This window comes from Metamycoplasma equirhinis (assembly GCF_006385185.1).
In the GTDB taxonomy this organism is placed as follows: Bacteria; Bacillota_I; Bacilli_A; order Mycoplasmatales; family Metamycoplasmataceae; genus Metamycoplasma; species Metamycoplasma equirhinis.
In genome coordinates, this window is sequence record NZ_VFIX01000005.1 from 22354 (window position 1) to 48532 (window position 26179).

Here is a 26179-nt window from a genome sequence, read left to right on the forward strand (position 1 = left end):
GAAAAATAACCATTTATTTAAAGGAATACTATGAAAACAAATCCTAAAACAACCGAAATGTTATCACAAGAAAAAATTCATAGTTTCTCTACTCAAAGATATGAAATGAAAAAAAATCTACCAGCAATTGAAATCAAAAATCTAGTAATAGATTTTGGCGAATCCCTTGCGGTAGATAACGCATCATTTAACATTGAAAGAGGCGAACTAGTAACATTATTGGGTCCATCGGGATCAGGTAAAACCACAACGCTAAATGCAATTTCGGGTTTGCTTAGACCAACAAGCGGAAAAATATTTTTCGCAGGCCTAGATGTAACTAGATTTTCTCCTCAACAAAGAGAACTTGGACTTGTATTTCAAAACTATGCATTGTATCCACATATGTCAGTTTATGAAAATATTGCATTTCCTCTTTACAATGACAAGCACTGAAAAGCTGAAACATTAGAAAAATCTAAACTAGCGCAACTTGATATTTATAAAGTTATGTTGAAGTATTTTTATGCTAATAGCAGCGAGCTTGACGAAAAAATTAAAACAATTGAAAAATCTTGTTATTTTACTATTGATAATCCAAAAGAAACTAATAAATATTTAAGCGATTTGGTTTCTGAATATAACAATATCATTGACGATGAGTTAAATCGCTACAACTTTTTAAAAACAAAGAAAATTGCAGAGTTGACAAATTTAACTAAAAAAGTAATCGAAGATATTAAAAACTATAAGGAAAATGCCAAGATAAAGATTGCAGAGTTAAAATTATCTCGCAATTTTAAACTATCATCATTAAAAAAATCTTATGATGATGAATTAGCAAAACTACAGTTAAATAAACAAGCAAATGCGGAAGCTATTAAGCGCTTAAACAAAGATTACTCACAAAATGCTACTACAATTAAAAATGAATATTCTGTTGCACGCAAGAAATTTACTACTAAACCTTTAGTTACTGAATATCAAGAAAAATATTCGGCCGCAAAACAAAACAACACTCTTTTAATAAATCAAGCGTATAAAGAATTAATTGCTAAAAAGCAACTTCAAGCAAAATCTGAATTGCGCAAAGAAATCGCTGCAATTAAACAACGTTACAATTTGACAGTTAAAGAAACAGAAAATAATTATAAAAAAGTAATTTTAGATTTATTTACACCACTTTTTGAAAGCAAAAAACTTTTGAATGGTACATTTAAAAGCAAATGTAATAGCTTGTTAAAAATGATGCCAGAAAAAGAACTTGTAAAAATAAATGAACTATCAAAAGATGTCTTAACAATACAAGAAGCTATTGTTCGCGACGTTCTAGAAGTAGCGGAACGTGTAGAAATAACAAAAAATCTAGCAAAGCGCCCCACACAATTATCTGGTGGGCAACAACAACGTGTTGCAATTGCTAGGGCAATTGTTAAAAAACCAAAAATATTACTATTAGATGAACCACTTTCTAACCTTGATGCTAAATTACGTATTTCAACTAGAAAGTGAATACGCTCTATTCAACAAGAATTAGGTATAACAACAGTATTTGTTACCCATGATCAAGAAGAGGCTATGTCAATTAGTGACAAAATTGTATGTATGTCGACTGCACAAGTTCAACAAATTGGTAGTCCTATGGAACTATATCTAAAACCTAAAAACGAATTTGTGGCTAGATTCTTGGGTATGCCTGAAATGACAATTTTTGAGGCTAGAATTGAAGGCGAGAACGTTGTTTACGCCGGAATGCCTTTAATTAAAATACCAACAAATTATAAAAAATCAAGTATTGATATAGGTTTTAGAGGTGAATCGTTAATTGAAGCAAAAGACGGTGTATTTGAAGGTGAAATTCGCATTGTCGAATATTTAGGTAAAGAAATTCAGGCACAAATTTTTATTAAAGAAATTAATAAAATCGCAAACGTATTTTTAGGCGCTAAAACCCATTATGATATTGGTGAAATTGTAAAATTAAATATCAAAAATAAGAATCTATATCATTTATTTGATATAGATACAAAAGAACGAATCTAATGAAAATATATTTTTGAAAAAAGTATCGTATTGTTAACACAGGTTCGTCTCTAAGCGTTTTAAATACTAGAACAAAATTTTGAAAACCATTTTTGCTAATGCTACCATCGATTTTAACAATTTTATTGTTAACGGTAATTCCATTTATCTTAGTTATTTATACATCAATAACTCCACGTGTAGGGTTCCATGCAAATGATATTAAATTTGGAATAGATCATTACAAATCTATTTTTCATGATGAACAATTTAAAATAGCAATAAGAAACTCACTTGTATATGCAATATTATCATTGCCAATAAGTTTAGTTATTTCATTACTAATCAGTAGTGCAATTAGTCAAGTTATTAAAAAATGAGCTAGAGGATTTTGACAAACCGTTTTCTTCTTACCATATGTAACTTCAGCTATTGCTGTATCAATGGCGTTTGCATATATTTTCAAAACCCAAGGTGGTATGATAAATGACATTTTATTAAGGTTAAAATTAGTTTCACGTCCAATTAGATTTTTAGATGACACTAGCAACGGAAGTTGAAACTCATTTTGAATAATTTTAATAAGAGGTATTTGGGGAAGCTTGGCATTTCAAATATTAATATTAACAACCGCCATGTTGTCAGTTAATCAAGATTTATACAAATCAGCATCAATTGATGGGGCTTCGCCAACAAAACAATTTTTTACAATTACTTTGCCAGCAATTAGTAAAACTATTACATTTTTATTTACAATGGGAATAATCGGCGGAATTAAAACATTCCCATTGGCTCTATTCAATAACTCATCAGATAATGCCATGCAATATAATGGACAATCTTTAATGCTATATATTTTCCACTTTACCAAAGGAAGTGATTTTGGTAGAGCTGGAGCTTCATCTGTTGTGTTATTTGTATTGGGAATTATTATTTCATTTGGATTGAGAAAAATTGTATTTACATTGTTCCGTTTAGGAAACAAGTTAGGAGAAAAAAGTGTTATTAACCGGATTGAAAATTCGTCATTGACGAGAAAAGCACTATTTGAATTCTAAACAAGAATTGATGTCGAAACCATACTCATCAACGAGTTTGGCTCCCAAAATTCTCTCAATGATATTTAAGGTAGCTGTATTAGGCCTTTTCTCATTATTAATAATATTTCCATTTTATTTTATGATAAGTCAATCGTTGACTTCAATACAATGACAATCTAGTAGACCAGATGTTACCATTTTGTTTCCACGCAGATTTGATCTAAAAGACAAAATATTCCATTTTGAAAACATAAGAAAAGCTTTGGAGGAAGGATATCTACAATCCTTATTATTTACCTCAGGAGTAACACTAGTGTCAATTTTAGTTAGATTATTCTTTTCAATGACACTAGGATATGCTCTTTCAATTAAAAATTGAAAAGGCAAGAAAACATTTTTCACTATATTTCTAGCATTGATGATTTTGCCAGAAATAGCATTACTTTCGGGTCAATATAAAGTTATCGTAACTCTGGGCTGACAAACTAAAAGTTGACTTGTTTTATCATTAATAATTCCATTCGCTGCTTCAATATTCTTTTCATTTATGTACAAAAACGCCTTTGAAGCTATTCCTAATTCAGTTAAAGAATCAGCAATGCTTGATGGCGCAAGTAGTTTTAGATACTTTATTAATATTGCTTTACCAATGGTTAAATCAACAACATGAACAGTAGCCATTTTAACAGCATTTGCATCATGAAACTCATATACATGGCCTTCACTATTAATTTCGGATACAAATTCATTATGACGCCCTATGAACTTATGAGTATTTAGCACAGGAAAAGATGCCAGCGCTGAACGTGATTTCGTATTCATAAGTATACGTATGGCTGCAACTATATTAGCAATTTTGCCAATGTTCATTGCATACTTTGCGTTACGTAGAAGAATTATGGCTGCAATTTCAAGACAAGGCAATGCAACCAAGGGGTAAAATTATGGAAGATAAAAAATTCTCAAATTTTGACAAAAGAAAATTTCAAAAAAGGCAAAAAATTTCTAAAGTTTTAAAAACCGTTGGACTAACTGGAATTATTGTATCAGCGATTGCAGGATTAATTGTTGCAATATTAGCACTATATGGATTAATCTCATTTCCTGCAAATTATAGTTAAATTCTATATTTATATCTATTAAAAATAAGACCATAAATGTTGCTCTATGGTCTTTTTTTTATATAATACATACCATGTTAAAAATTAAGAAAGCAATTTATACGTCAACTTTATTAGTTGCACCATTTATACTATTACCTTTGCACGCTTGTTCTAAACAAACAACAAATGCAATAATTTGAAAAATACCTTTTCAAAAAAATTCATTTGACTCACGTTTTTTTAGTGAATTAATTAATAAATACAATAATGAAATTGCAAAAACAAAATCTTATATGCCTGTTAATTTGCAATTCACGCCTGATAGAAATAATTTGTTTACCAAAGCATCACTTGATTTAATAACAAATAACAAAGAAATCCCTAATCTTTTTTTACATTATCCCTCACTAGCAAATATTGCAGCTAGCTATGATCGAACACTCAATCTACGTGAAATTGCGCAAAATTCCGACATTGATAAACGTTTTTTAATGTCAGACGAATCGTTTGGAATTGAAAATCAAAATAATGTTCATTTTCTTCCATTTGGATCAATTAGTGATAATTTTATAATTAATAATTGATTACTAGGTTTGTATCTTAATAAGTTAAAAGAATTTATTAAAAAAAATAATTTAAATTTTAAATTGTTTAAAAAAGACAAAAAACATAAAATATTTGATAAGGCGATAAATATTTACAATTCATTATCTAACAATGAAAAAATGGAATTAAATGAACGTTGAAAAACAAGGCAATTAGAATTTGATGTTAATTTTTTAAAATCAAATAGTAATTTCACTTTTTCAGATGATTTATTTTGTTCAAATACTGGATTAATGTCAATTTCAAATTATATTTCATATTCAGTATCTAACCAAAAACGTGATAATTCTGTAAGTGTTTTATTTGTGAGACATTCTGCCAATTATGCATATTCGTTACTTTTTCATGATGCACATGATAATATGGCTGAATATTTCTTAAAAAGAAATAAAGCTTCAAGTTTTTTAAATTATGACTTTGATACTTTCGATAAACAAAAATCCATAAAAAAACTTTACGAATTTTTATATAAACATATGCAAAATAATTCTTTGTCTGTTTTAAATAGTAAAATAAACGCCACTGAAACTTATAATTTTAGAAATAAAATGTTTATGCTTGTATCTGGTCGAATTTTTCACACTTTAAAAGATAAAATTATTGAACGCCCAACAGAATATTCACTTTTTTCAGCGCCAACTAAAAATTTAATTGCTAATTCGCAAGAAAAGGGATCATTTTTAATTCAAGGCAATAATATAATTGCAATCAAGAAGACTGATCTTGAAAATAAATCGGTAATGAATTTTGTAAACTGAATTTATGATAAAAATAATATTAAAAATTGAAAAATAGATGGAAAAAAAGTAGCATTAACTCCAGTTGAATATATTTCATATGTTATGGGTTATATTTTTCCTAGTCATAACTTTGCTGAAAATTTTGGTAAAAAGGATGAACAAAATTTAGCAATCAAATCTTTTTTAAATTTACTTGAAAATAAAAAATTAGTTGGATTTCAAGAGCCCGTTGATATAAATAGCAATAGGTTTCGTAAGAACATTGAATGAGCAATCAATGAATACATGTATAATTCAATTAAATATAAAGAAAAAATTACATTTGATGAATTTTTAGAAAAATTAAAGAAAGGTTTGACACTTAATTATGAATAAATATAACGAATATTTAGATTATTATAAAAACAATAATAAAAAAATTCTAAAAAAAATAGAACAAATAGATGAAAAAAAATTTAATGAGAAATTACCACATTTAAATAATTCATTTATTGGCGAAAAGGGAATTTCTTGTGCAAAATTTAATGACGCGACGATAAAGCTTTTTGCACAATCATTTTGCGACACCTTAGCAAATAAAAAAGCAAAAATCTTACTTGCTCATGATGGTTCTAATAATGAATTTATATCATATTTAAAAAACATTAATTATGTATTTAAAGCTAATAAAATATCATCTTATTTATTTTTTAAAAACGCGCCTGTTTCGTATTCTTTTTTAAAATATTCTACAAGTAAAATTAAAGAATTTGATTTTATTATTTATTTATCTCAATATTCATTTAACAATTTTATTTCTTTGTCAATTTATAATAAAAATTGCGATTCCATTAATAACGAAACAATTGAAAAAATATCAAACAATATGATTAATTCATCTTTATATAATGTAAAAGAATTTTTAGATGAACCCTTATATTTAAATCTAGAAAAATTATTGAATGAATACACTTCTGAAATAATTGAATTCAATCATACTAAAAGTGATAACAAAATTATTAGATTAGGAATAATTGATAACAATCTAAATAAATTATTTATTAAAAAAATAATGGGCAAGAACGATTTTGGTTACAAAAATCTTAAATTTACATTGACCGAAGATTGTCCAATGAAAATTCGCATTAAACTATATCAATTACATAAATTGAAAAATATTAATTACTTAATTAAATTTTCATATGATTTCAAAAAAATATATGTATACGCAAGAAGAAATAGCTTTGAATATTCGCTTATAGATATTAATAGTTTGGCTGCAAATTACATTTTATTTGTCAACAACGTTGCAAAAACGAATGAAAAGTCTATTAAAATTGACAAAATTTTATGTTCAATTGCAAATAATATTGAACTTTTTGAACGTATTGCTAAAAAATATGATTTAAAGTTTTCTATTGATTTAAATAATCAATTAATAGAGAAAAAATCTCTTAAAATAAATGAGAATTTTGAAATGAATTTTGGTTTTTTGGACGGTAGAAATAGCGACGCCTTTTTATCACTTTCAGTAATCGCAGATATGTTAAATTACTATGAAACCCAACATTTTAAATTTAAAGAAATTGAAATTCAAAATTTAACACAAATTGAGGATTCTATTGTTTCTATGTTTTCTATTCCATGCCATTTTGATAATATTGAATCATTTGAAACTAAATTATTTTCGCAAACTTTTATTAATCAAATTGAAATTAAAGAATTGCAAGATATTCGTAACTATGCTACAAACGAAAAAGAAAGATATATTGCAAAAATTACTTTCACAAATGAAACTGAATCACTTTTTGTTAAATACTCTTATGAATTACAAGCAATAATTTTTATCTGCAAAGAGAAAAGAAAACCTGGCAACATTTATCTTAAATTTAAAAAATATTTTGTAAAGTTTTTAGCAAATTATTCAAATCCACTAATACCAAATATCTAAAACCTTTGTGGCATAAGTTTTTAACTAATTGCCACAATTTTAATTGTCATTTAAAAAAGAAAACTTTATATAAAAAAATAGTGTAAAATAGTAGTTGCATTGACTCAGCATAATAATATTATGTAAATTGCTTTTGTTTTGTTAATAAATTTGAAAGTAAGCAAGCTGTAGTTCTGAAATCATTAGAATAAAAACATCACATAAGAATTATTAAATAGTCTTTGCATATTCGAAAGGAAAATAATATGTCAAGATTTACAGGATCAATTTTCAAAAAAAGTAGAAGATATGGAATTTCACTGCTAGAAAATAATAAAGAATTTACAAAGGGTAAAAAACGTACAACTGCTCCAGGACAACACGGAGCCAAAAAATCAAAACCATCTGATTATCAATTACACATGTATGAAAAACAAAAAGTTAGATACATGTATGGAATTAACGAACGTCAATTTAAAACATTATTTACATTAGCTTCAAAAAAATCAGGTGTTACTGGGGTTAACTTATTACAACTAGTTGAGTCAAGATTGGATAACTTGGTTTTCAGAGCTGGTTGAGCACGTACAAGAGCACAAGCAAGACAATTCGTAAACCATGGTCATTTCTTGGTTGATGGTCACAAGGCTAATATTCCTTCAATGATTATCAAACTCGGCTCAGTTATTGAAATGAAACAAAGTCTACAAAACAATGTTTCTGTTAAAGAAGCAATTGAAGTTATGTCAGTAGCTCCATGATTAACTAAATCTGATTTCAAAGTTACTTTCACTAGATTGCCAGAACGTAACGAATTTGCTAAAGAAATTAACGAATCATTGATCGTTGAATACTACAACCGTTAATAAAAAATGTCGGCTTACTTAAAAGCGACATTTTTATTTTTTTAATTTGATAATTAATATGAAGAATTATCAGATTTTTTACCTTCAATAATTAAGATTGATTTTGAAGTTCCTAGTCGACTTGCGCCCAATTTAATCATTTCTTCTGCGTCTTCTTTTGATTTGATTCCGCCAGCAGCCTTAATTAATAATTTGTCGCCACAAACTGACTTCATGGTTTTGACATCATCAAATGATGCTCCACGATATGAAAAACCTGTTGAAGTTTTAATGTATTCAGCACCTGACTGCATAACGATTTCTGTTGCTTTAGCAATTTCTGCGGTTGTTAAAAGTGCCGTTTCAATAATAACTTTTAATAATTTTCCGTTGCATGCCTCTTTGATAGCTTTAATTTCATTTAAAACATATTCATATTGTTGATCTTTAAAGCGGCCAATATTTATAACCATGTCAATTTCGTCAGCGCCATGTTCTACTGCAATTTTTGTCTCATAAACCTTAACACTAGTTGCGTTATATCCTAATGGAAAGCCTATTACTGTACAAACTAAAACATCAGTTTCCTTTAAAGCTTCTTTTGCGTATTTTATAAATGATGGAGCAATGCATACTGATTTAAAATTGTATTTTTTTGCCTCTTCAATTAATTTATCAATATCTTTGAATGTAGCAGATGGTGCTAAATTTGTATGGTCGATATATTTGTTTAATTCCATAATTTCTCCTATTAAAAATTTTAAACTTTAATTTTAAATTAATACATTTTTTCAAATACTGACTTAATGTTATATTTTTTATCATTGAATTCAATAGCTTTTATTAATTCATCTTCCAATTCATTATTAATTGGTTTAGATGAATATAGAGTAAATAATAATTCACCTTCATTTACATAATCATTAGATGATTTGTTTAAATAGATTCCTGCGTCATAATCAATTGAATCTTCTTTTTTACTTCTCCCTGCGCCTAATTTCATAGCAACTAGACCAAATGAAATTGCAGATTTAATTTTTAAATAACCATTTTGCTTTGCAAAAATTTCAAATTTATATTTTGGTTTAAATCAATTTTTATCTTCGATTAATTTAGCATTTCCGCCTTGTGCGCTGATTCATTCAATAAATTTCTCATAAGCCTTACCTGAAATAATCGCTTTATCTATCATTTGTTTAGCTTCAGCTTCATCTTTTGCGCAATCAGATAGAATAAGTAACGTTTTTGCTGAAGAGTAGATGATTTCGGTAAAATCTTTAGGACCATTGCCCTTCAATGTTTGCGCTGCTTCTAAAACTTCTATTTTATTACCAATCGCTTTTCCTAGCGGCTGTTCCATATTTGTAATTTCAACAGCAATTTTTCTATTTAATTTTTTACCAATTTGAATCATTAACTTGCCTAATTTTTTTGCTTCTTCAATATTTTTCATAAATGCGCCATCGCCGCACTTAACATCAAGCAAAATGCAATTAGATCCAGTGGCTAATTTTTTAGACATAATTGATGAGGCAATAAGTGGTATTGATTGAACCGTTCCTGTTACATCACGCAAAGCATAAATTTTTTTATCGGCTGGCACCAGTTTTGTATTTTGTCCCACTATGGCAATCCCATGCTTTTGAACAACATTTTTAAATTCTTCATCACTTAGCATAATGTTATACCCGTCAATAGATTCCAATTTATCAAGTGTTCCGCCAGTGTGTCCTAATCCGCGACCTGACATTTTTGCAATTGTTAAACCTAGTGAAGCTAATATTGGACATAGTGCAATACTTACTTTATCACCTACACCACCAGTTGAGTGTTTATCAACAATAGTCTTATTTAAAAAATTTCAATCAAGCACATCACCCGAAAGCATCATAGCATTAGTTAGAATAGCAGTTTCTTCATCACTTAAACCGTTTATTCGTATTGCCATTAAAAAAGCTGATGTTTGGTAGTCAGGAATGCTACCGTTCACATAGTTATTTACAAAAAATTCAATTTCTTCTTTTAATAGTTTTTGGTTTTCAACCTTTTTATTAATGATATCTATAAAACGCATTTTATTGAAATTCCTTTGCTAATGATAATGCTAATTTCATCATTTCATTAAATGAATTTTGTCTTTCTTCACTTGTTGTATATTCTTTTGTAATCAAATTGTCAGATATTGTTAAAATTGTTGCTGCTTTTTTATTTAATTTTTCTGCAACGGTAAATAAACCGTATGCTTCCATTTCAACACAAACAGCACCTTCTGACTTTTCTATTCTTTCCTCAATTGAGGAACAAGAATAAAATGCATCTTCAGATAAAACACGTTCTTCGTGAATTTTCATTCCTAAAAGTTTGGCATTTTTTAATATTAATTTATTCAAATCATCATTTGGTTTAGCAGTATTTTCAAAGTTGTTTTTAATAATATTGGCTCTAAATGTGGTGTTCGTACTATATGCATCTTTAGCTAATATCATTTCATAATTTTTAATTTCAGCTTTTAGTGAACCCGCTGAACCAATACGTATTATTGCTTCAACACCGTATTCATTAAATAATTCATAAGAATAAATTCCGATTGATGGTACGCCCATTCCTGAAGCGCAAATTGAAACTTTGTTACCTTGGTAGTATCCAGTGTACATTAATACATTTCTAACATTAGAAACAAGTTCAACATTTTCTAAATAATTATCAGCAATGTATTTTGCGCGAAGAGGATCCCCAGGCATTAACACCAATTTTGCAAATGCACCTTTTTTAGCGTTAATATGTGGTGTCATATATTCTCCTTTATATGTTTATATTTATTATTTTATAATAAATTTAACAAAAGAAAACGATTAAGAGGTGACAATATCATTAATTGAAGTGATTAATTGTGCTCCATCGTTAATTAAAGCGATATTATCATTATTTTGTGTGTTGTCACTAAAGCAAAATACATTCTTTCCATTTTCTAAAAACGCATTTACAAGTGGCATAATTTTAAATTTTGTACTTGAAATTAGTATCAATTTGTTAGCTAATGCAGCTACGATTCTATTTCTAGCGAAAATTGATTTTTTAATTGGATGATAAAAATGTGGATATTCAGACAAAATCAAAACATTGTCATTTTCTAAATATTTGGAATCTAGATATTGTTTTGCTCAATCAATTCCACTGCTTAAAACAATTATAATTTTTTGATTATTGGCAAGTAATTTGTCAACAATTTTACTATCAAAGCCGCTTCAAGATTCAGTAACAAAGATAAATTCGCTTGTTTTAAAATCAATATTCGCCAATATTTTTAGACTTTCATTAGTTTCATAATTTCCGGTTAAGCAAATCCTCTCGCATTCATTGCTAAGAATATCTAAATTTCCATGATAATAAATAGCAAAAGGCGGTTTAATAACAGAATTGAACTCTTTTGGAAAGTTGGAGTCTAATATTGTTATATATTTTTTGGTCTTTATATTTTCATATTTAAGATAATCATCAAATTGCTTAGAATCAATTTTTTCTTTTGTTCTAATTGCTTCATAAATTGCATCTCAGTCACCAAGATATTTATAACTAAAATATATTAAAAATTCATTCATATTTTTTTCCTTTTTGTTTTTATATTTATATTAAAATTCAATTTAGCGAGGGCGTTTTATTTTAGTGAAAAAATAGCGAAAAAAAGAACGGCATATGCCGCCCTACACTATAAACCGCTTTCTGTACTATACAAAATATAGCGCTAACTATTTATCTAAACTAAGTTAATAGTTTCCGAATCTTAGTTCAATTCCCTTAATTCGGTTCCCCTACCTAAATTTGGGTTTCTAACTCATGGAGTTTACATCGTTGCATCTTAAATTAATAAGCTCGTCTCTGTTGCACTAGTCGTCAATCTAAATGATTGCCTAGACTTATTTGGTCTAGCATGATCACTACTTGCGTCGCAGCAAGTGCTAGAGCGGATTTTCCTCTATAAAAATATAGCAGTTAGCCGTGTGTAATAATTTTATAATAATTAAATTGTATTATGATAAAATAAGATAGCAATTTAGAAAATGGCGTTTGTGGCGAAGTGGTTAACGCTCCGGGTTGTGGCTCCGGCATACGTGGGTTCGATCCCCATCAAACGCCCCATTTTTTTATTTCATTTTTTAATGATAAAAAAATTACAAAATATATATTTGATTTATTTTGTATTTTTTTGTGATTTTAATCCTAAATTGTGGCATTTTCTGCATCTTGCCTCATATTCATTTACGTCGCCTAAAAGGTTGGTTTCATTATTTTTTACTTTGCGAAAACTTGTTGAAGCTGCATGTTGGCAAATTATACACACAGCTTGCAATTTAGTTATTCTTTCAGCCATGGCAAGTAATTCTGGTATTGGCGAAAAAGGGCGTTGCAAATAATCTTGGTCTAAGCCAGATATAATCACCAAATAACCTGAATTAGCCAAATTTTTGGCTACCTCAATTAATTCGGCACCAAAAAAATTTGCCTCATCTATTGCAATAGCTTTATATTCACTATTTTTTAAAAGTTCATAAACTTCACTAATATTTTGCAAAACAATTGTTTTGTGCCTAGATCCGCTACGACTAACAATTTCATTATCCGAAAATCTAATATCGAATTTTGGTTTTATTACTAGTGGTTTCAATTTGGCATATTCTAGCGTTCTAATTCTTCTTAAAAGTTCTTCACTTTTGCCACTAAACATTGGCCCGGTTATAACCTCAATCATCCCCTCATTAAAATTTTTATACATATCATTTCCCCTTACAAAAGTATTTTACTAAATTTGGAATATAATAAATCATAAGTTATTAATTAATTATTATAATTTATTAAAATTAATTGGAGGTTTTGATATGGGACTAAAGGCAGGAATTGTAGGGCTACCCAATGTTGGCAAAAGTACATTATTTTCAGCTTTAACTTTAAATGAAGCAGAGTCGGCAAATTATGCTTTTACAACTATTGAGCCCAATGTTGCAATCGTTAATTTAAAAGATAAAAGACTTGATGAATTAGCAAAGATTGTTAACACTAAAAAAATAGTTCCCGCTACATTTCAATTTGTTGATATTGCTGGACTTGTGGAAGGCGCTTCTAAGGGAGAAGGTTTGGGCAATAAATTTTTATCAAATATTCGTGAAGTTGACGCGATTGTGCACGTAATTCGTTGTTTTGAAAATAATGATATTGTGCATGTTAAAAATAAAATTGATCCGATCAACGATTTAAATACTATTAATTTAGAATTGATACTCGCGGATTTACAAACTATTGAAAATATTGTAAATCGAATTGCTAAAAAAGCTCAAAGCGGAAATGATAAAGAATTAAAATTTGAATATTCACTTGTTCTTAAGATTCGTGAAGCGCTTCAAAATGAAAAAATGGTTAAAGATCTTGATTTAACTAATGAAGAAAAGCAAATTATCAAATCATATCAACTATTGACTTCTAAACCGACTATTTACGTTGCAAATTTAGATTCCAATAGTTATAAAAATTTGAATACTTCACCACATTTTCAAAATCTAAAATCACGTCTTGCAAATGAGATTTTAATTCCTATTTGCATTAAAATTGAATATGAAGTTTGCAAATTTGAAGAAGATGAAAAGCAAATGTTTTTATCAGAATATGGTATTGAAGAATCAGGAATAGATTCAATAATCAAAAATAGCTTTTATTTATTAAATCAATCAACATATTTTACTGCTGGTGAAATTGAAGCTCGTGCCTGAATTTTTAAAAATGGAATGTCAGCATCTGAATGCGCTGGTATTATTCACAGCGATTTCGAAAAAAAATTTGTTAAAGCTGAAGTTATTAAATATAGCGATTATATTAAATACCAAGGTGAAAAAGGTTGCCGTGAAGCCGGCAAAATTAATCTTGAAGGTAAAAATTATTTGATGCAAGATGGCGATGTTTGCTATTTCAAAGTTGCCAAATAAAATTTGTTATTTCCTTAAAAGGAAGTATTTATGGGGGTTTAGTATAATGGTAGTACTGCAGTCTCCAAAACTGTTTGTAAGGGTTCGATTCCTTTAACCCCCGCCATATCTTTATAAGTACAATTAAAAAAATAGATTTAGCGAAGACAGCAAAAATCTATTTTTTTAATTCTTTAATATATTTATTTATTTTATCTACCATATCTAGCTTTTCTCATGGCAAATCAAGGTCATTTCTGCCAAAATGTCCGAACGTTGCGGTTTGAAGATATATTGGCCGGCGTAAGTCTAATTTCTTAATGATTGCTGCAACAGAAAGATCAAATAAATCATTAACTAATTTTTGAATTGTCTCTTCATTATATTCTGAAGTGCCAAATGTATCAACATATATTGATTGTGGACGTGGTAAGCCAATTGCATATGAAAGTTGAATTTCACATTTTTTAGCAATTTTAGCAGCAACAATATTTTTTGCGATATATCTTGCCATATAAGCAGCCGAGCGATCGATTTTTGTAGCATCTTTTCCTGAAAAAGCACCTCCGCCATGATGAGCAAATCCGCCGTATGTGTCAACAATAATTTTTCGGCCTGTTAAACCTGTATCACTTACAGGACCACCAATTACAAATCTACCAGTTGGATTAATTAATATTTCATAATCCAAATTAAAATTATGTTGTCTCATTACAAAATCAATAATTTTTTCTTTAATAAATTTCTTGAAATCTTTTTCGTTATAGTTTGCTTCGTGTTGAATTGACATTAATACTTTTTGAATTTTAATTGTATTTTTTGCATCATCATATTCAATTGTCACTTGACTTTTCATGTCGCTTTTAGCTCATTTGAATTTTTTAATTCGTCTTAAAGTTTCGGCACGTTTGACAAGTTCGTGACTTAAAACTATTGCTCAAGGCATAAAATATTCATTTTCATCACAAGCAAATCCGAATAGAATTCCTTGATCTCCTGCTCCTAGTTCATGATTTTCATTTTCGTTTACACCCATAGCAATGTCTGGGCTTTGTGGATAGATTTTATTTATAATTGTAAAATCGCTTTCCTTATAACCTAATGGCTTTAGAATTTTTCATGTTTCTTTAATGGTGTCAACATATGCTAAAGTGGTTATTTGTCCACCGATATAAATAACATCGTTATTTGCAAGAACATCACAAGCAACTCTTGCATAAGGATCTTTTTTTAACAAAGCATCTAATATTGCATCTGAAATTTGATCGCAAATTTTATCAGTATGCCCTGCGCCGACACTCTCTGAAGTTAAAAATCTTTTCATAATAAAAACCTTTCTATTCAATAAAGAGCAGAAAGGTTTTAAAACAAGTTATATACATGTTAGATAAAATCCCTTACAGTCCACCTTGCTTAAAGTAGGTTGGCATGCCTCATTGCAGTAACGCTGAGCAACTCTCTATGTATTTTGATATATCTATTATATAGATAATTTGTCTCGTTTTAATCATTTTAAATTATTTTTTTAAACTTTATTATTTGTCTTGAATAATTTCTAGTCCAGGCAATTTTTTACCTTGAACAAATTCAATCGAAGCGCCTCCGCCGGTTGAAATAAAACTAAACTTATCTTCGTATCCTAATTTTGCAATTGCTGTAACTGAGTCGCCACCACCAACAACTGAAAAACAATTAGAATTTTTTGCGATTGCAATTGCAATTCCGCGAGTCCCAGCTTCAAAATTGCTAAATTCAGTGACACCGGCCGGACCGTTTCAAAAAATAGTTTTTGCATCTTTAATTTCATTTGCGAAAAGTTCAACACTTTTTGGCCCTATATCAAGCCCCATCATTCCGGCGGGAATATCCATATTTTTTTCATTTGTATATTTAGGTAAGTTATTTGCAAATTCATTTGTGTATGCATTATCAATTGGCAAAATAATTTTACTTTTGTATGTGTTTAAATATTTTTTTGCAATTGTAATTTTATCTTCTTCAAAAATTGAATTACCAATTTCATATCCCATTGCTTTTCTAAAAGTGTAAGCCATTCCGCCAACAATCAAAACTTTATCGGCGATGTTAAATAGTTTTTCTAAAACTCCGATTTTATCACTTATTTTCGCTCCACCAATTATAGCGATAAATGGTCTTTTAAAATCGTGTAGTAATTTCTCTAGATTTTCAACTTCTTTGTTCATTAAAAATCCAAGCGCCGATTCTTTTGAATATTTGGCAATGCCATGAGTAGATGCATGTGCACGGTGTGCTGCGCCGAAGGCATCATTTACATATATGTCACCTAAATTTGCTCAATATTTAGCTAATTCATCATTATTTGAAGATTCAGCTTTATCATTCAAATCTTCAAAGCGAGTATTTTGAAGCATTACAATTTCACCTGCCTTTAAATTTCGGCAAATATCTTCAACTTCTTTTCCCCTTGTTTGTTTTATAAAAATTATTTTTCTATTTAATAATTGTTCTAATTTTTTAGCAACTATATCTAGTGACTTTGTTTTTGTATCTTCAATACTTTTAATTCTGCCTAAGTGCGATAAAATAATTAAAGCAGCACCATTACTTAAAATATAGTTAATAGTTGGTAATGCAGCTTCAATGCGCTTTATATTAGTGATTTGACCGTTTGAAATTGGCACATTAAAATCAACTCTCAAAATTACTTTTTTGTTTTCAAAATTAATATTTTCAATCGTTTTTTTCATTATTTTCCTTAATAATTTATTGTAATTATTTCTACATAATAATGTTATTATAATTATTAAAAATAATTTACTTTTTAAAATAAATTGCTAAATAGGTTAGCAAACATTTGAATTTATAATTCAATATGCAATTTAATTTATTTGGTATAATTTGAATAATTTTATGGAGAAGAAATGGCAAAGATTTTAAATGCTCAAAAGCAAAAAGATACTCGTACCTTAACATACGACCCTGAAAAGGATAGTTTATCTTTGATTATAAATGAATTTTACGCTTTCAAAAAAAACGCTAAATTTTTAAAAGAATATTCAGAAATGGAAATTTTTGAAAAATTTCAAGCTATTCGTTGAATGAAAACTATGGATGAAAAATTGCAAACTGCAAAACAAGAATCGCAAAAACGTCAATATAAAATATCCGCAAAATACGAAAGTTATATCGAATATAAGAAGTGATCTGAGTCACCAATTGCACAAAGGGCACATTCATATTCAAAAACTGCTAGAGTTTTAATTATCGTTGCTGTTGCTGCATTAATTAGTATTATGCTTTTAATTATTGTGGGATTAAATAAGTGGTGATAGAGTATGAATTTACAAACAAAACTATTGTATTTTATATTAGCAATTCTTATTATTGTTTCGTTAATTATTATTATTAACTACGCATATAATTTTATTAAAAAAATAGAAACTAATAAATCATTTAAAAAACAACTTGGCCAATCGACCCGAATTAGAGTTGTTTATCAATTAAAAGAAGCTATTGAATATCTAGCTAAAACAAAAACCGGCGCAATTATTACAATCGAAAATAAAGATAACTTGGATTTACTAAGAACCGACGGAATTATTATTGATGCCAACATTTCTTCGTCGCTAATTATTACTATTTTCAATAAACACACACCATTACATGATGGCGCAATTATTATTCGCAATAATAAAATTTATTACGCAGCAACATATTATAAAATTACTAAAAAATCAATTGATAATAGATATGGCGCAAGACATAGAGCTGCGATGGGCATTAGTGAATTATGCGATGCAACTACAATTGTTGTTAGTGAAGAGACTGGCGGAATAACGATAGCCAAAAACGGTCTTTTTACTTCTGTATCATTAGAAAATTTACAAGGAACTTTATTTGATCTATTCAAAGATACCGAATAAAGTTTTTTATTTTAAAAAAAATTAAATTATTAATGTTATAATATTCGCGCAAGATTTATTAGCATTACATTTTATGCATGTTTATTGTCTTGTCACTAATAAAGTTATTACTATTTTGTTTTGTGTTTTATAGTGTTCCCCTTTTTCTATAATTATCACTTTCCCAATGTAGTCATTTTTATTACTTTTATATTCATCCTATTTCCTTTTTTATTTGAGTTTGTTTAACTCAACATTGTGTATTTGTAGTAATAACTTATTTATTAATTAAAAATTGTGAGACAGCGTGCAAGCGCTGTTTTTATTATTTATAATAAATAATTGTTCAAAGTTAATTAACCAAATAAAAATAATACAAATACTATATAATTTAATTTAAATAAATTTAATAACGTAAAAAATGTTTTTTTTGTTAAAATTAACATTGCTATGAATATGTTGTAAACTGCGTTTTTGGACAGGATATAGATGTAAGGCTATGCTTTGGTAGGTTAAACGCGTTTAATCAAGATTAAAAATCTTATTACATATAAATATATTATTAAAAATATCTATTATGAAAGGAAAAACAAAATGGCAAAATTAGATTTTGACCGTTCAAAACCACACGTAAACATTGGTACAATCGGACACGTTGACCACGGTAAGACAACATTAACCGCTGCTATTGCAACAGTATTGTCAAAAAAAGGTTTATCAGAAGCTAAAGACTATGCAGCTATTGATAATGCACCAGAAGAAAAAGCACGTGGAATTACTATTAATACTTCACACATTGAATATCAAAGTGAAAAACGTCACTATGCTCACGTTGACTGTCCAGGTCACGCTGACTACGTTAAAAACATGATTACTGGTGCCGCACAAATGGATGGAGCTATCCTTGTTGTTGCTGCTACAGATGGCCCTATGCCACAAACTCGTGAACACATTCTTTTAGCAAAACAAGTTGGTCTTCCTAAGATCGTTGTTTTCTTAAACAAAATTGATATGTTTAAAGAAGATGAAAGAGACGAAATGGTTGGACTAGTTGAAATGGATGTTCGTGGATTACTATCAGAATACGGATTCGATGGTGACAACGCTCCTATTATCGCTGGTTCAGCTCTAAAGGCCCTACAAGGCGATGCAGCATATGAAGAAAAAGTTATGGAACTAATTGATGCAGTTGATAACTACATTGATGAACCAAAAAGAGAAACTGATAAACCATTTTTAATGGCTGTTGAAGACGTATTTACAATTACAGGTCGTGGAACCGTTGCTACTGGTAGAGTTGAACGTGGGGTTTTACAAATTAACGAAGAAGTTGAAATTGTTGGATTACACCCAACCAAAAAAACAGTTGTAACAGGAATTGAAATGTTCCGTAAAAACTTAAAAGAAGCACAAGCTGGAGATAACGCTGGTTTATTACTACGTGGTATTGAAAGAAGCGAAGTTGAACGTGGACAAGTTTTAGCAAAACCTAAAACAATTATTCCTCACACAGAATTTGAAGCAACAGTTTATGTTCTTAAAAAAGAAGAAGGCGGACGTCACACTCCATTCTTCCAAAACTATAAACCACAATTCTACTTCCGTACAACAGACGTTACTGGTGGAATCGAATTTAAACCAGGACGTGAAATGGTTATGCCTGGCGATAACGTTGAACTAACAGTTAAATTAATCGCTCCTATTGCTGTTGAAGAAGGTACTAAGTTCTCAATCCGTGAAGGTGGAAGAACAGTTGGCGCCGGCTCAGTTACAAAAATTCTTAAATAGTTTAAAAAAACAAATAATGCCAAGCAATATAAATGCTTGGTTTTTTGTTTTTATGGCGAAAAATCTAAAATCATTCATTCGAATCAATATAGTAAATTAATTATGTGAAAATAACTTTCACCATAATAATATGAAATCTAGTAATTGGAAATTTACATTCGAAAATAATTAAAACTTGAATATTGAATACATAATTAAACATCAAAAAATAGTTAATAATTTTTCATAAAATTATATTTTCTCATTTTTTGTCATTATAAAAAAGTATAAAAATTTGAGATTGCAAAAAGCAGTGTAAACAAGAAAAGAAAATTAATATTTTGCAATATTAAAAAACAAGTTAGGTATTTTTATGATTTTACAAATTTCTTATCTTATTGACGAAAAGATTAGCAAAATAAACGTACTAAACTTTTCGAAAATCAATTATTGGAAAATATATTGAACTAAAATGCTGTTCACTCATTTAGGGTAAAAAACAAAAAACACAAGAATTTGGTTAAGTCTGATTTTAAAAAAGAGTTAAATATTGTAATTGATTTAAGCAAAATTTATAAGAAAGTAATATACTTTTCTAAAATACTTTTTGACTTAATTTTAGTAACAAAAAGCATTAAATAGAAATAATATTCTCAAAGTTATTATAACAAATTAATATTTACACGAATGGAATTGATGTTAGTTATAACTTTGAAGGTATAATATTTTTAAAATCATGTGCCTTTAAAAACAACAAATTTAAATATTAATAGTAAAAAAAGTATATAATAAGTTGACAAAAAAAATAAAGCGCTTTAAAGCTCATTAAATTTTTAAAAAAACGCCTAATTTCGGTGTTTTTTTTATTACTTAATTTATTTCTTTTAGTATACTTTTGTACGGAAATTAAATATAAAAAAAGGAAAAAGGAAAAAATGAAAATATCAAGTAAAAAAAGGTTTTTATTACCTACTATTTTAACATTAACATTATTGCCAACTGTTTCACTAGTTGCTGCTTCTTGCGGCAAAACGGACAAATTTGCGGCAATTAAGACTGCTGGTTATGCTGATTCAATGACAAAATTAGCAAATGGTAGCATTACTGTTGCTGGCGCTTGGTCTGACGCAAGATTTTACGCAGGCAAAGAAGCTGACAATTTATTAGCTATTGGCGCAACAGAATATATTTCAAATGATGGAATTCAATCAAGAAAAGATCTAAAAAAAGGCGATATTGAAATTATTCAAAAAATTTTTATTGAAGTAGTTAAAAAAGCCGAAGCCGAAGCCAAAAAGGGTACTGAGGGAAATTTAACTTATAAGGATGACAAAGGAAAATTAAATAGTATTTTTAAAATATATAACCATGATGGTTATTCAGCGGTAGGATATGATGCCGAAATTGCCTACAATATTGCCGGAGACAAGAAAAAAGCATATACAAACAAGCCACAAGATGGCAACGAATATTTTAAAGAGGAAGGTGGCAAAATAGTTGCCGCTAGTTCTAAAACTTTAAAAATACAATTCATCCCATCTTCTGACGCCTCTTTAGTGACTAGAGCAACGCAAAAATTATTAAAATATTTTAAGGAAGATCTAAAACTCGCAAATATTGATATATCAGTTTCTGCTGATTACAATGCAGCAGCACAATTTTTAGCAAGTGGATCAATTGATGTGGCTTTTTTGCCAATTGATACTTGAGCAAAATTATCAGGTGATTCAAACTTCATTTTACAAGCTGGTAGAGATGTGCAAATTATTGACCCCTATAAAAGTTTGACAAATAGTTCACAACCTAAGTTTGGAGCTGACGATGAAAAATTATTAGTTGAGGCATTTAATTTCTATAAGAAATTTAATAAAGCGGCTGATAATAAGAGAGCACTTTATATTAATCAAAATAAATCAGAAAACCCACAAGAAACTTCTGAAGGATATCCAGAAACTCTAAAAAACTTCATTGATGAATTAACTAAAGATAATAAAGAATTGCCAAAGGTGGGATACTACCGTTCATATATATATGCCCACAAAAACTCAAAAATTGCGCAATTAGTGCTTAAAGCATTAAAAGAACAAGGTTCAAACTGGCAATTAGAATGAAAAGACGTTAAAGATGAAATTATTTATGGATATACATCAACAACATCTGCAGCCTCATTTTCATATCCAGAACAATGATTCAAAAAACACTTTAAAGGATTTGAAAGTTTTCTTAAATAATTAAAATATAAATAAAATGACAAACATAAAAAAGATAAATAAAAAAGATACAACAAATATTACTTCAAAACAAGATTGAGATATAGTTTGACAAAATGCCTCAAAAGTTTATCCAAACGGAACAAAAGGTTTGACTAATCTCAATCTTTCTATTAAACAGGGTGAATTTGTTGCTGTAATCGGTCTTTCCGGAGCTGGTAAGACAACATTAATTAAAACTGTTAATAAAATTAGCGCCATTACTTCCGGCGAATTAACGGTTGGTCCATACAATGTAAACAAATTGAAAGGTAATAAATTAAGAGAATTTCGAACCAAAATCGGAATGATTTTTCAAAATTATAATTTAGTTGAAAACATTTCAGTTATGCAAAATGTTTTAGCTGCAAGATTGCCACAAATGAATAAATTTCGCGCATTATTTGGTATTTATAGTAAAAAAGACATTGCATTGGCATATGAATGTCTAGCTAAAGTAAACATTTTAGAAAACGCATATGATTTAGCAAAAGATTTGAGTGGTGGTCAAATGCAACGTGTAGCGCTAGCAAGAACATTGGCGCAAAAACCTAAAATAATATTAGCTGATGAACCTGTGGGCGCATTAGATCCAATTATGGCAAAAAGCGTTATGGATGGCTTTTTAATAGCTAATAAATTAGATAAAATTACAATCGTTGCTAATTTGCATCACGTCGATTTAGCCTTGCAATATGCGGATCGAATTATTGGTGTAAAAAAAGGAAAAATAATTTTCGATGATTCATGAGATAAAGTTAATTTAGATAAATTGAAAGAAATTTACGGCGAAAAATTAGAACAATTTGATAAAGAACAATTTGTTGAAAATCACAGAAAAAGACACATTGTTCAAGAAGAAATTATTAATAAAATTAATTTATTAAAAACTGATGCAAAAAAATAGTCAATCTCCTTCTTCAAAAGTTCTAAATGAAAGCCGCTTTGAAAAATTGATAAACTTTTTTCAACCTAAATTTACCGATATTAATAATCAAAAAGTTGTTAAAAAATTTCCATGAGATAAAATTTTAGCTTCACTTTTAATAATAGTATTATTTATTGGCTTTTTTACTTTAATTAAGCCAGATTTTCAAAATTGAAAAATATTCTGAAAATCAATTGCTAAATTTTTTGAAATAAATAAAGTAATTGAAATCGGAATTTCAAAATTCACCCCACTTGACACTTTTAAAAGATCATTACAATTTTTATGAACAACAGTCTCATATTCGGTTTTAGGGACGATTTTGGGTATGGTGGTTTCTGTACCGCTTGCGCTACTAAGTTCTAAAAATTTTATTAAAAATAAATTTATTTTTATTCCGTTTCGAATAATTATGTCAATTATTCGCGCGGTTCCGCCAGTTGTATTTGCCTTCATTTTTTCATTTTTATTTTCAAATTCATTGGCAGCTACATTTTCTATTGCAGTTTTCGTGTGTTCTTTAATGACAAAATGATTATATGAAGATTTGGATACATACGACATTAGTGCATATCAAGGTATGCAAGCAATTGGAAATGGTAAAATTCTAGCTTTTAAAAAATCTATTTTTCCATATCTAAGTAAAAGAATTGTTTCATATGGATTTTATTCATTTGAAATGGTTGTAAGATTTGCAGCAATTTTATCTATTGTCGGCATTCCTACTATCGGACAATTATTAAGTGATAATTATGCCTCAATAGACAAATTTTCGCATATATCAATTGTTTTATGAACCTTAATTTCATTAATGATTTTAATTGAATTATTAAATTATGTTATTAAGAAATATATTTTAGAATTTACACCAAAACATCCAAATATTGATGCTAAATTACCTTTTTCAGAACAAGTTAATCAACTAAAAAGGCAAAAATCTAAAATTTATATTTTTAAAATTATTATTGCTATATTTATTGCAATTATATTCATTGCTACACTGTTACAAATTGAATGAAAATTGGGCAACTCTGTTAAAATAATTCAATTTGAAACCGGAATGCAAAAACTTTTTAATCCTGATTGAAGTTTATTTAGAGAATTTTCTGGTTCAAAAACCAACCCTATTCCGCTTGGTTTTGAAGCTTTATTAATCGCTTTGGCCTCTTCAATAATTGGCTTTATATTTGCTTTTGCAATTGGTATATTTGCAGCAAAAAATATTAGCGGGTATTTTTCATATATTTTCAAGTTTGTTATCATTGTTTTAAGAGCTATACCAGCCTTTACGTTTGCTTTACTATTCTTAATTTTATCAAAAGAGTCAAGAATGTTTGCTGGTGTACTAGCTTTGGGTATTCACTCTATAGGTATGCTTGGAAAATTAATTATGGAATCAGTTGAAAAAATTCCAAGAAAAATATTCCAATCTTTAGACTCGATTGGCGCAACTTGATTTCAAAAAGTTAAGTTTGGTGTGGTCAAGGCAATTTTACCTCAAGCACTATCAAATTTACTTTATAGAATCGAGATAAATTTTAAATCAACTGTTGTAATCGGAGCTGTAGGTGCTAGTGAATTTGGATTCCAAGTGTTTACTTACTCGGGCAATTCTATGGAATGAGATAAATTATCTTCATATTTAATATTCACAATTGTGGTACTTTTAATATTAGAGCAAATCTCAAATATTTTACGTTCAAAAATTATGACCGGCTATTTCTTTACTCAAGACGTTTGATTTAAACGTATGATAAGAGAAAAAATGTACATTAAAGCATTAGCGATATGCAATAGTAATGATGATATCTTTTTAAATGAAACACGTTATGTTAAATATGTATTAGCTAAACATAAATTTGATAAATTGCCACTTCTTTCCTTAAATAATTTACCGCTTTTATCCTCAATTTCAGATGCGCAACTTATTGACTTAAAAAATAATGTAAGAAATAAAGAAAATTTAATCAAAAAAAATATGAAACTCATTTCTCAAAATCTCAAAAAATTAAAAAGTGACGTTTGCCGCGAAACACTCGCAAATGCCTCGACACAAATTAAAAAATGGCAAATATTTAAACGCAATAAAATAGTTAGAAAATCTATTAAATATGCTGTTGAAAAATACTTTGAATCGTTTGTGAGAATCTACTAATGAAATTAAAAGAAAAATTTGTTAAATTTTGAGAATACATTAAATCAGCTAAAAAAATATCTTTATTTACTCATGTTGAGCCAGATGGAGATACATTGGGCACTGCAATTGCATTAAAGCATTTAATTATTCTTAATGAACCTAACAAAGATGTTAAAATTTCCGGCGGCGATTTTCCTAGAAATTTGAAATTTTTAATTGACGAACCAATCGATTTAATAAGTGAGAAATTTTTTTGTGAATCACTAAAAATCGTAGTTGATACATCAACACAGAAAAGAATATTTGACACGCGAGTTAATCCTCAAGAGTCATTAAAATTGGACCATCATCCTTGCGAAGGCAAATGATTATTTGAAATTGGTGGTGACAAGTGACCCGCTACAGGGCAATTACTTACAAATATGATTAGATCCTTAAAATTGAAGGTAAACAAAAATGTTTTAGAAGGACTTGCTGTAGCGATTCTAACTGATACGGAAAATTTCAAAGAAAGAAATGTATCTGCAGAAACATTTTTGGCCATGAAATTTTTACTATCAAATGGTCTAGATTATGCTAATTTACTTAAAAAAATGCAACTCTCTAACGAAGAAAATAATTTTATATTTGAAGCAATACAAAACAAAAAAACTCATGATATAGTCACATATATTGTTGTAGACAAAGTAGTTACAAATGATATTGCCAGACCGTTGGTTGCAAAATTTGTCGAAATTTCAAATACAGAAGTTTTACTAGCTTTTTTAAAACGAAAAGAAGGCGATTACCGTTGCGAAATTCGTTCAAAAACAAATTTTAATGTATCAAAAATTGCAACACATTTTGGCGGTGGCGGTCATTTTAATTCTTCTGGTTTTATCCAAAAAGATTTACAAAATATTTCAGAAATTTTACAATATATTAATCAAGAGGAATACAAAAAATAGATAAGAATGTATATCATTAATTCGTGATATATATTTTTATTTTTGAGACTAATGCAACGTGTAGTCTCAATG

Annotated in this window: 22 protein-coding genes, 2 tRNA genes and 1 other RNA gene; 17 read left to right on the plus strand and 8 right to left on the minus strand. The window is 28.6% G+C overall.

Features of this window, described 5'->3' with window-relative positions; translation table 4 throughout:
• Positions 1–30 precede the first annotated feature (30 nt).
• From FJM08_RS07935 to rpsD, 7 genes are all read left to right on the plus strand, one after another.
• Positions 31–2022, plus strand: a complete 1992-nt coding sequence (locus FJM08_RS07935; RefSeq protein ID WP_140031549.1) for an ATP-binding cassette domain-containing protein — start codon at positions 31–33, stop codon at positions 2020–2022.
• Entirely contained in the window at positions 2022–3059 is a 1038-nt protein-coding gene (locus tag FJM08_RS07940) for a carbohydrate ABC transporter permease (protein ID WP_140031550.1), read from the plus strand. The genes FJM08_RS07935 and FJM08_RS07940 overlap by 1 nt, the downstream gene beginning before the upstream one ends.
• Positions 3060–3069: 10 nt before the next feature.
• Complete coding sequence (locus tag FJM08_RS08415) at positions 3070–3981, plus strand: carbohydrate ABC transporter permease (protein ID WP_371690278.1); 912 nt, start codon at positions 3070–3072, stop codon at positions 3979–3981.
• A 4-nt stretch (positions 3982–3985) separates the two neighbouring features.
• Positions 3986–4162 carry a hypothetical protein gene (locus FJM08_RS03450; RefSeq protein ID WP_170177182.1) on the plus strand — a complete coding sequence of 59 codons (177 nt, stop codon included), beginning with the start codon at positions 3986–3988 and terminating at the stop codon, positions 4160–4162.
• A gap of 74 nt (positions 4163–4236) precedes the next feature.
• A complete protein-coding gene (locus FJM08_RS07950) occupies positions 4237–5865 on the plus strand; it encodes a hypothetical protein (RefSeq protein WP_140031552.1) in 1629 nt (542 codons plus the stop codon).
• A complete protein-coding gene (locus tag FJM08_RS02055) occupies positions 5858–7420 on the plus strand; it encodes an MAG5620 family putative phospho-sugar mutase (protein ID WP_140031553.1) in 1563 nt (520 codons plus the stop codon). Before FJM08_RS07950 ends, FJM08_RS02055 begins: the two co-directional genes overlap by 8 nt.
• Positions 7421–7665: 245 nt before the next feature.
• Complete coding sequence (gene rpsD, locus FJM08_RS02060) at positions 7666–8265, plus strand: 30S ribosomal protein S4 (protein ID WP_140031554.1); 600 nt, start codon at positions 7666–7668, stop codon at positions 8263–8265.
• A 53-nt stretch (positions 8266–8318) separates the two neighbouring features.
• Here the strand turns inward: rpsD and deoC are convergent, their stop codons facing one another.
• From deoC to rnpB, 5 genes are all read right to left on the minus strand, one after another.
• Positions 8319–8984 carry a deoxyribose-phosphate aldolase gene (gene deoC, locus FJM08_RS02065; RefSeq protein ID WP_140031555.1) on the minus strand — a complete coding sequence of 222 codons (666 nt, stop codon included), beginning with the start codon at positions 8982–8984 and terminating at the stop codon, positions 8319–8321.
• 38 nt (positions 8985–9022) lie between these two features.
• Positions 9023–10318: a thymidine phosphorylase gene (locus FJM08_RS07955; RefSeq protein WP_140031556.1), complete on the minus strand. Its 1296-nt coding sequence runs from the start codon at positions 10316–10318 to the stop codon at positions 9023–9025.
• Position 10319: 1 nt separating this feature from the next.
• Positions 10320–11036 (minus strand): purine-nucleoside phosphorylase, encoded by a 717-nt coding sequence (gene deoD, locus FJM08_RS02075; RefSeq protein ID WP_140031557.1) that lies wholly within the window; start codon positions 11034–11036, stop codon positions 10320–10322.
• Between the two features lie 60 nt (positions 11037–11096).
• A complete protein-coding gene (locus FJM08_RS07960; RefSeq protein ID WP_140031558.1) occupies positions 11097–11843 on the minus strand; it encodes a DNA-processing protein DprA in 747 nt (248 codons plus the stop codon).
• 105 nt (positions 11844–11948) lie between these two features.
• Positions 11949–12246: RNase P RNA component class B (rnpB, locus tag FJM08_RS02085), an RNA gene on the minus strand.
• Positions 12247–12305: 59 nt separating this feature from the next.
• Between rnpB and FJM08_RS02090 the strand changes: the two genes are divergently transcribed.
• Positions 12306–12381 (plus strand) — tRNA-His (locus FJM08_RS02090).
• A 52-nt stretch (positions 12382–12433) separates the two neighbouring features.
• Here FJM08_RS02090 and FJM08_RS02095 read toward each other — a convergent pair.
• Positions 12434–13015 (minus strand): thymidine kinase, encoded by a 582-nt coding sequence (locus tag FJM08_RS02095; protein ID WP_140031559.1) that lies wholly within the window; start codon positions 13013–13015, stop codon positions 12434–12436.
• Between the two features lie 103 nt (positions 13016–13118).
• Between FJM08_RS02095 and ychF the strand changes: the two genes are divergently transcribed.
• Positions 13119–14216: a redox-regulated ATPase YchF gene (ychF, locus tag FJM08_RS02100; RefSeq protein WP_140031560.1), complete on the plus strand. Its 1098-nt coding sequence runs from the start codon at positions 13119–13121 to the stop codon at positions 14214–14216.
• A gap of 32 nt (positions 14217–14248) precedes the next feature.
• Positions 14249–14322: transfer RNA gene (locus FJM08_RS02105), tRNA-Trp, on the plus strand.
• Positions 14323–14373: 51 nt separating this feature from the next.
• Here FJM08_RS02105 and metK read toward each other — a convergent pair.
• Together metK and FJM08_RS02115 are read right to left on the minus strand one after the other, a co-directional pair.
• Positions 14374–15519, minus strand: coding sequence for a methionine adenosyltransferase (gene metK / locus FJM08_RS07965; RefSeq protein ID WP_140031561.1), 1146 nt, complete (start codon positions 15517–15519; stop codon positions 14374–14376).
• A 211-nt stretch (positions 15520–15730) separates the two neighbouring features.
• A complete protein-coding gene (locus FJM08_RS02115) occupies positions 15731–16924 on the minus strand; it encodes a phosphoglycerate kinase (protein ID WP_140031562.1) in 1194 nt (397 codons plus the stop codon).
• 174 nt (positions 16925–17098) lie between these two features.
• On the opposite strand from FJM08_RS02115, the gene FJM08_RS07970 reads away from it, so the two are divergent.
• The 7 genes from FJM08_RS07970 to FJM08_RS07985 all read left to right on the plus strand — a co-directional run bounded on the left by FJM08_RS07970 (position 17099) and on the right by FJM08_RS07985 (position 26107).
• Positions 17099–17509: a hypothetical protein gene (locus tag FJM08_RS07970; protein ID WP_140031563.1), complete on the plus strand. Its 411-nt coding sequence runs from the start codon at positions 17099–17101 to the stop codon at positions 17507–17509.
• Positions 17510–17512: 3 nt separating this feature from the next.
• Positions 17513–18100: a diadenylate cyclase gene (locus FJM08_RS02125; RefSeq protein ID WP_140031564.1), complete on the plus strand. Its 588-nt coding sequence runs from the start codon at positions 17513–17515 to the stop codon at positions 18098–18100.
• Between the two features lie 573 nt (positions 18101–18673).
• Entirely contained in the window at positions 18674–19867 is a 1194-nt protein-coding gene (gene tuf, locus FJM08_RS02130) for an elongation factor Tu (RefSeq protein WP_140031565.1), read from the plus strand.
• 914 nt (positions 19868–20781) lie between these two features.
• Complete coding sequence (locus FJM08_RS07975; protein ID WP_140031566.1) at positions 20782–22077, plus strand: type 2 periplasmic-binding domain-containing protein; 1296 nt, start codon at positions 20782–20784, stop codon at positions 22075–22077.
• A 16-nt stretch (positions 22078–22093) separates the two neighbouring features.
• Positions 22094–23002 carry a phosphonate ABC transporter ATP-binding protein gene (gene phnC, locus FJM08_RS02140; protein WP_140031567.1) on the plus strand — a complete coding sequence of 303 codons (909 nt, stop codon included), beginning with the start codon at positions 22094–22096 and terminating at the stop codon, positions 23000–23002.
• Positions 22989–25178, plus strand: coding sequence for a PhnE/PtxC family ABC transporter permease (locus FJM08_RS07980; protein WP_140031568.1), 2190 nt, complete (start codon positions 22989–22991; stop codon positions 25176–25178). Before phnC ends, FJM08_RS07980 begins: the two co-directional genes overlap by 14 nt.
• Positions 25178–26107: a DHH family phosphoesterase gene (locus tag FJM08_RS07985; protein WP_140031569.1), complete on the plus strand. Its 930-nt coding sequence runs from the start codon at positions 25178–25180 to the stop codon at positions 26105–26107. Before FJM08_RS07980 ends, FJM08_RS07985 begins: the two co-directional genes overlap by 1 nt.
• Positions 26108–26179 lie beyond the last annotated feature (72 nt).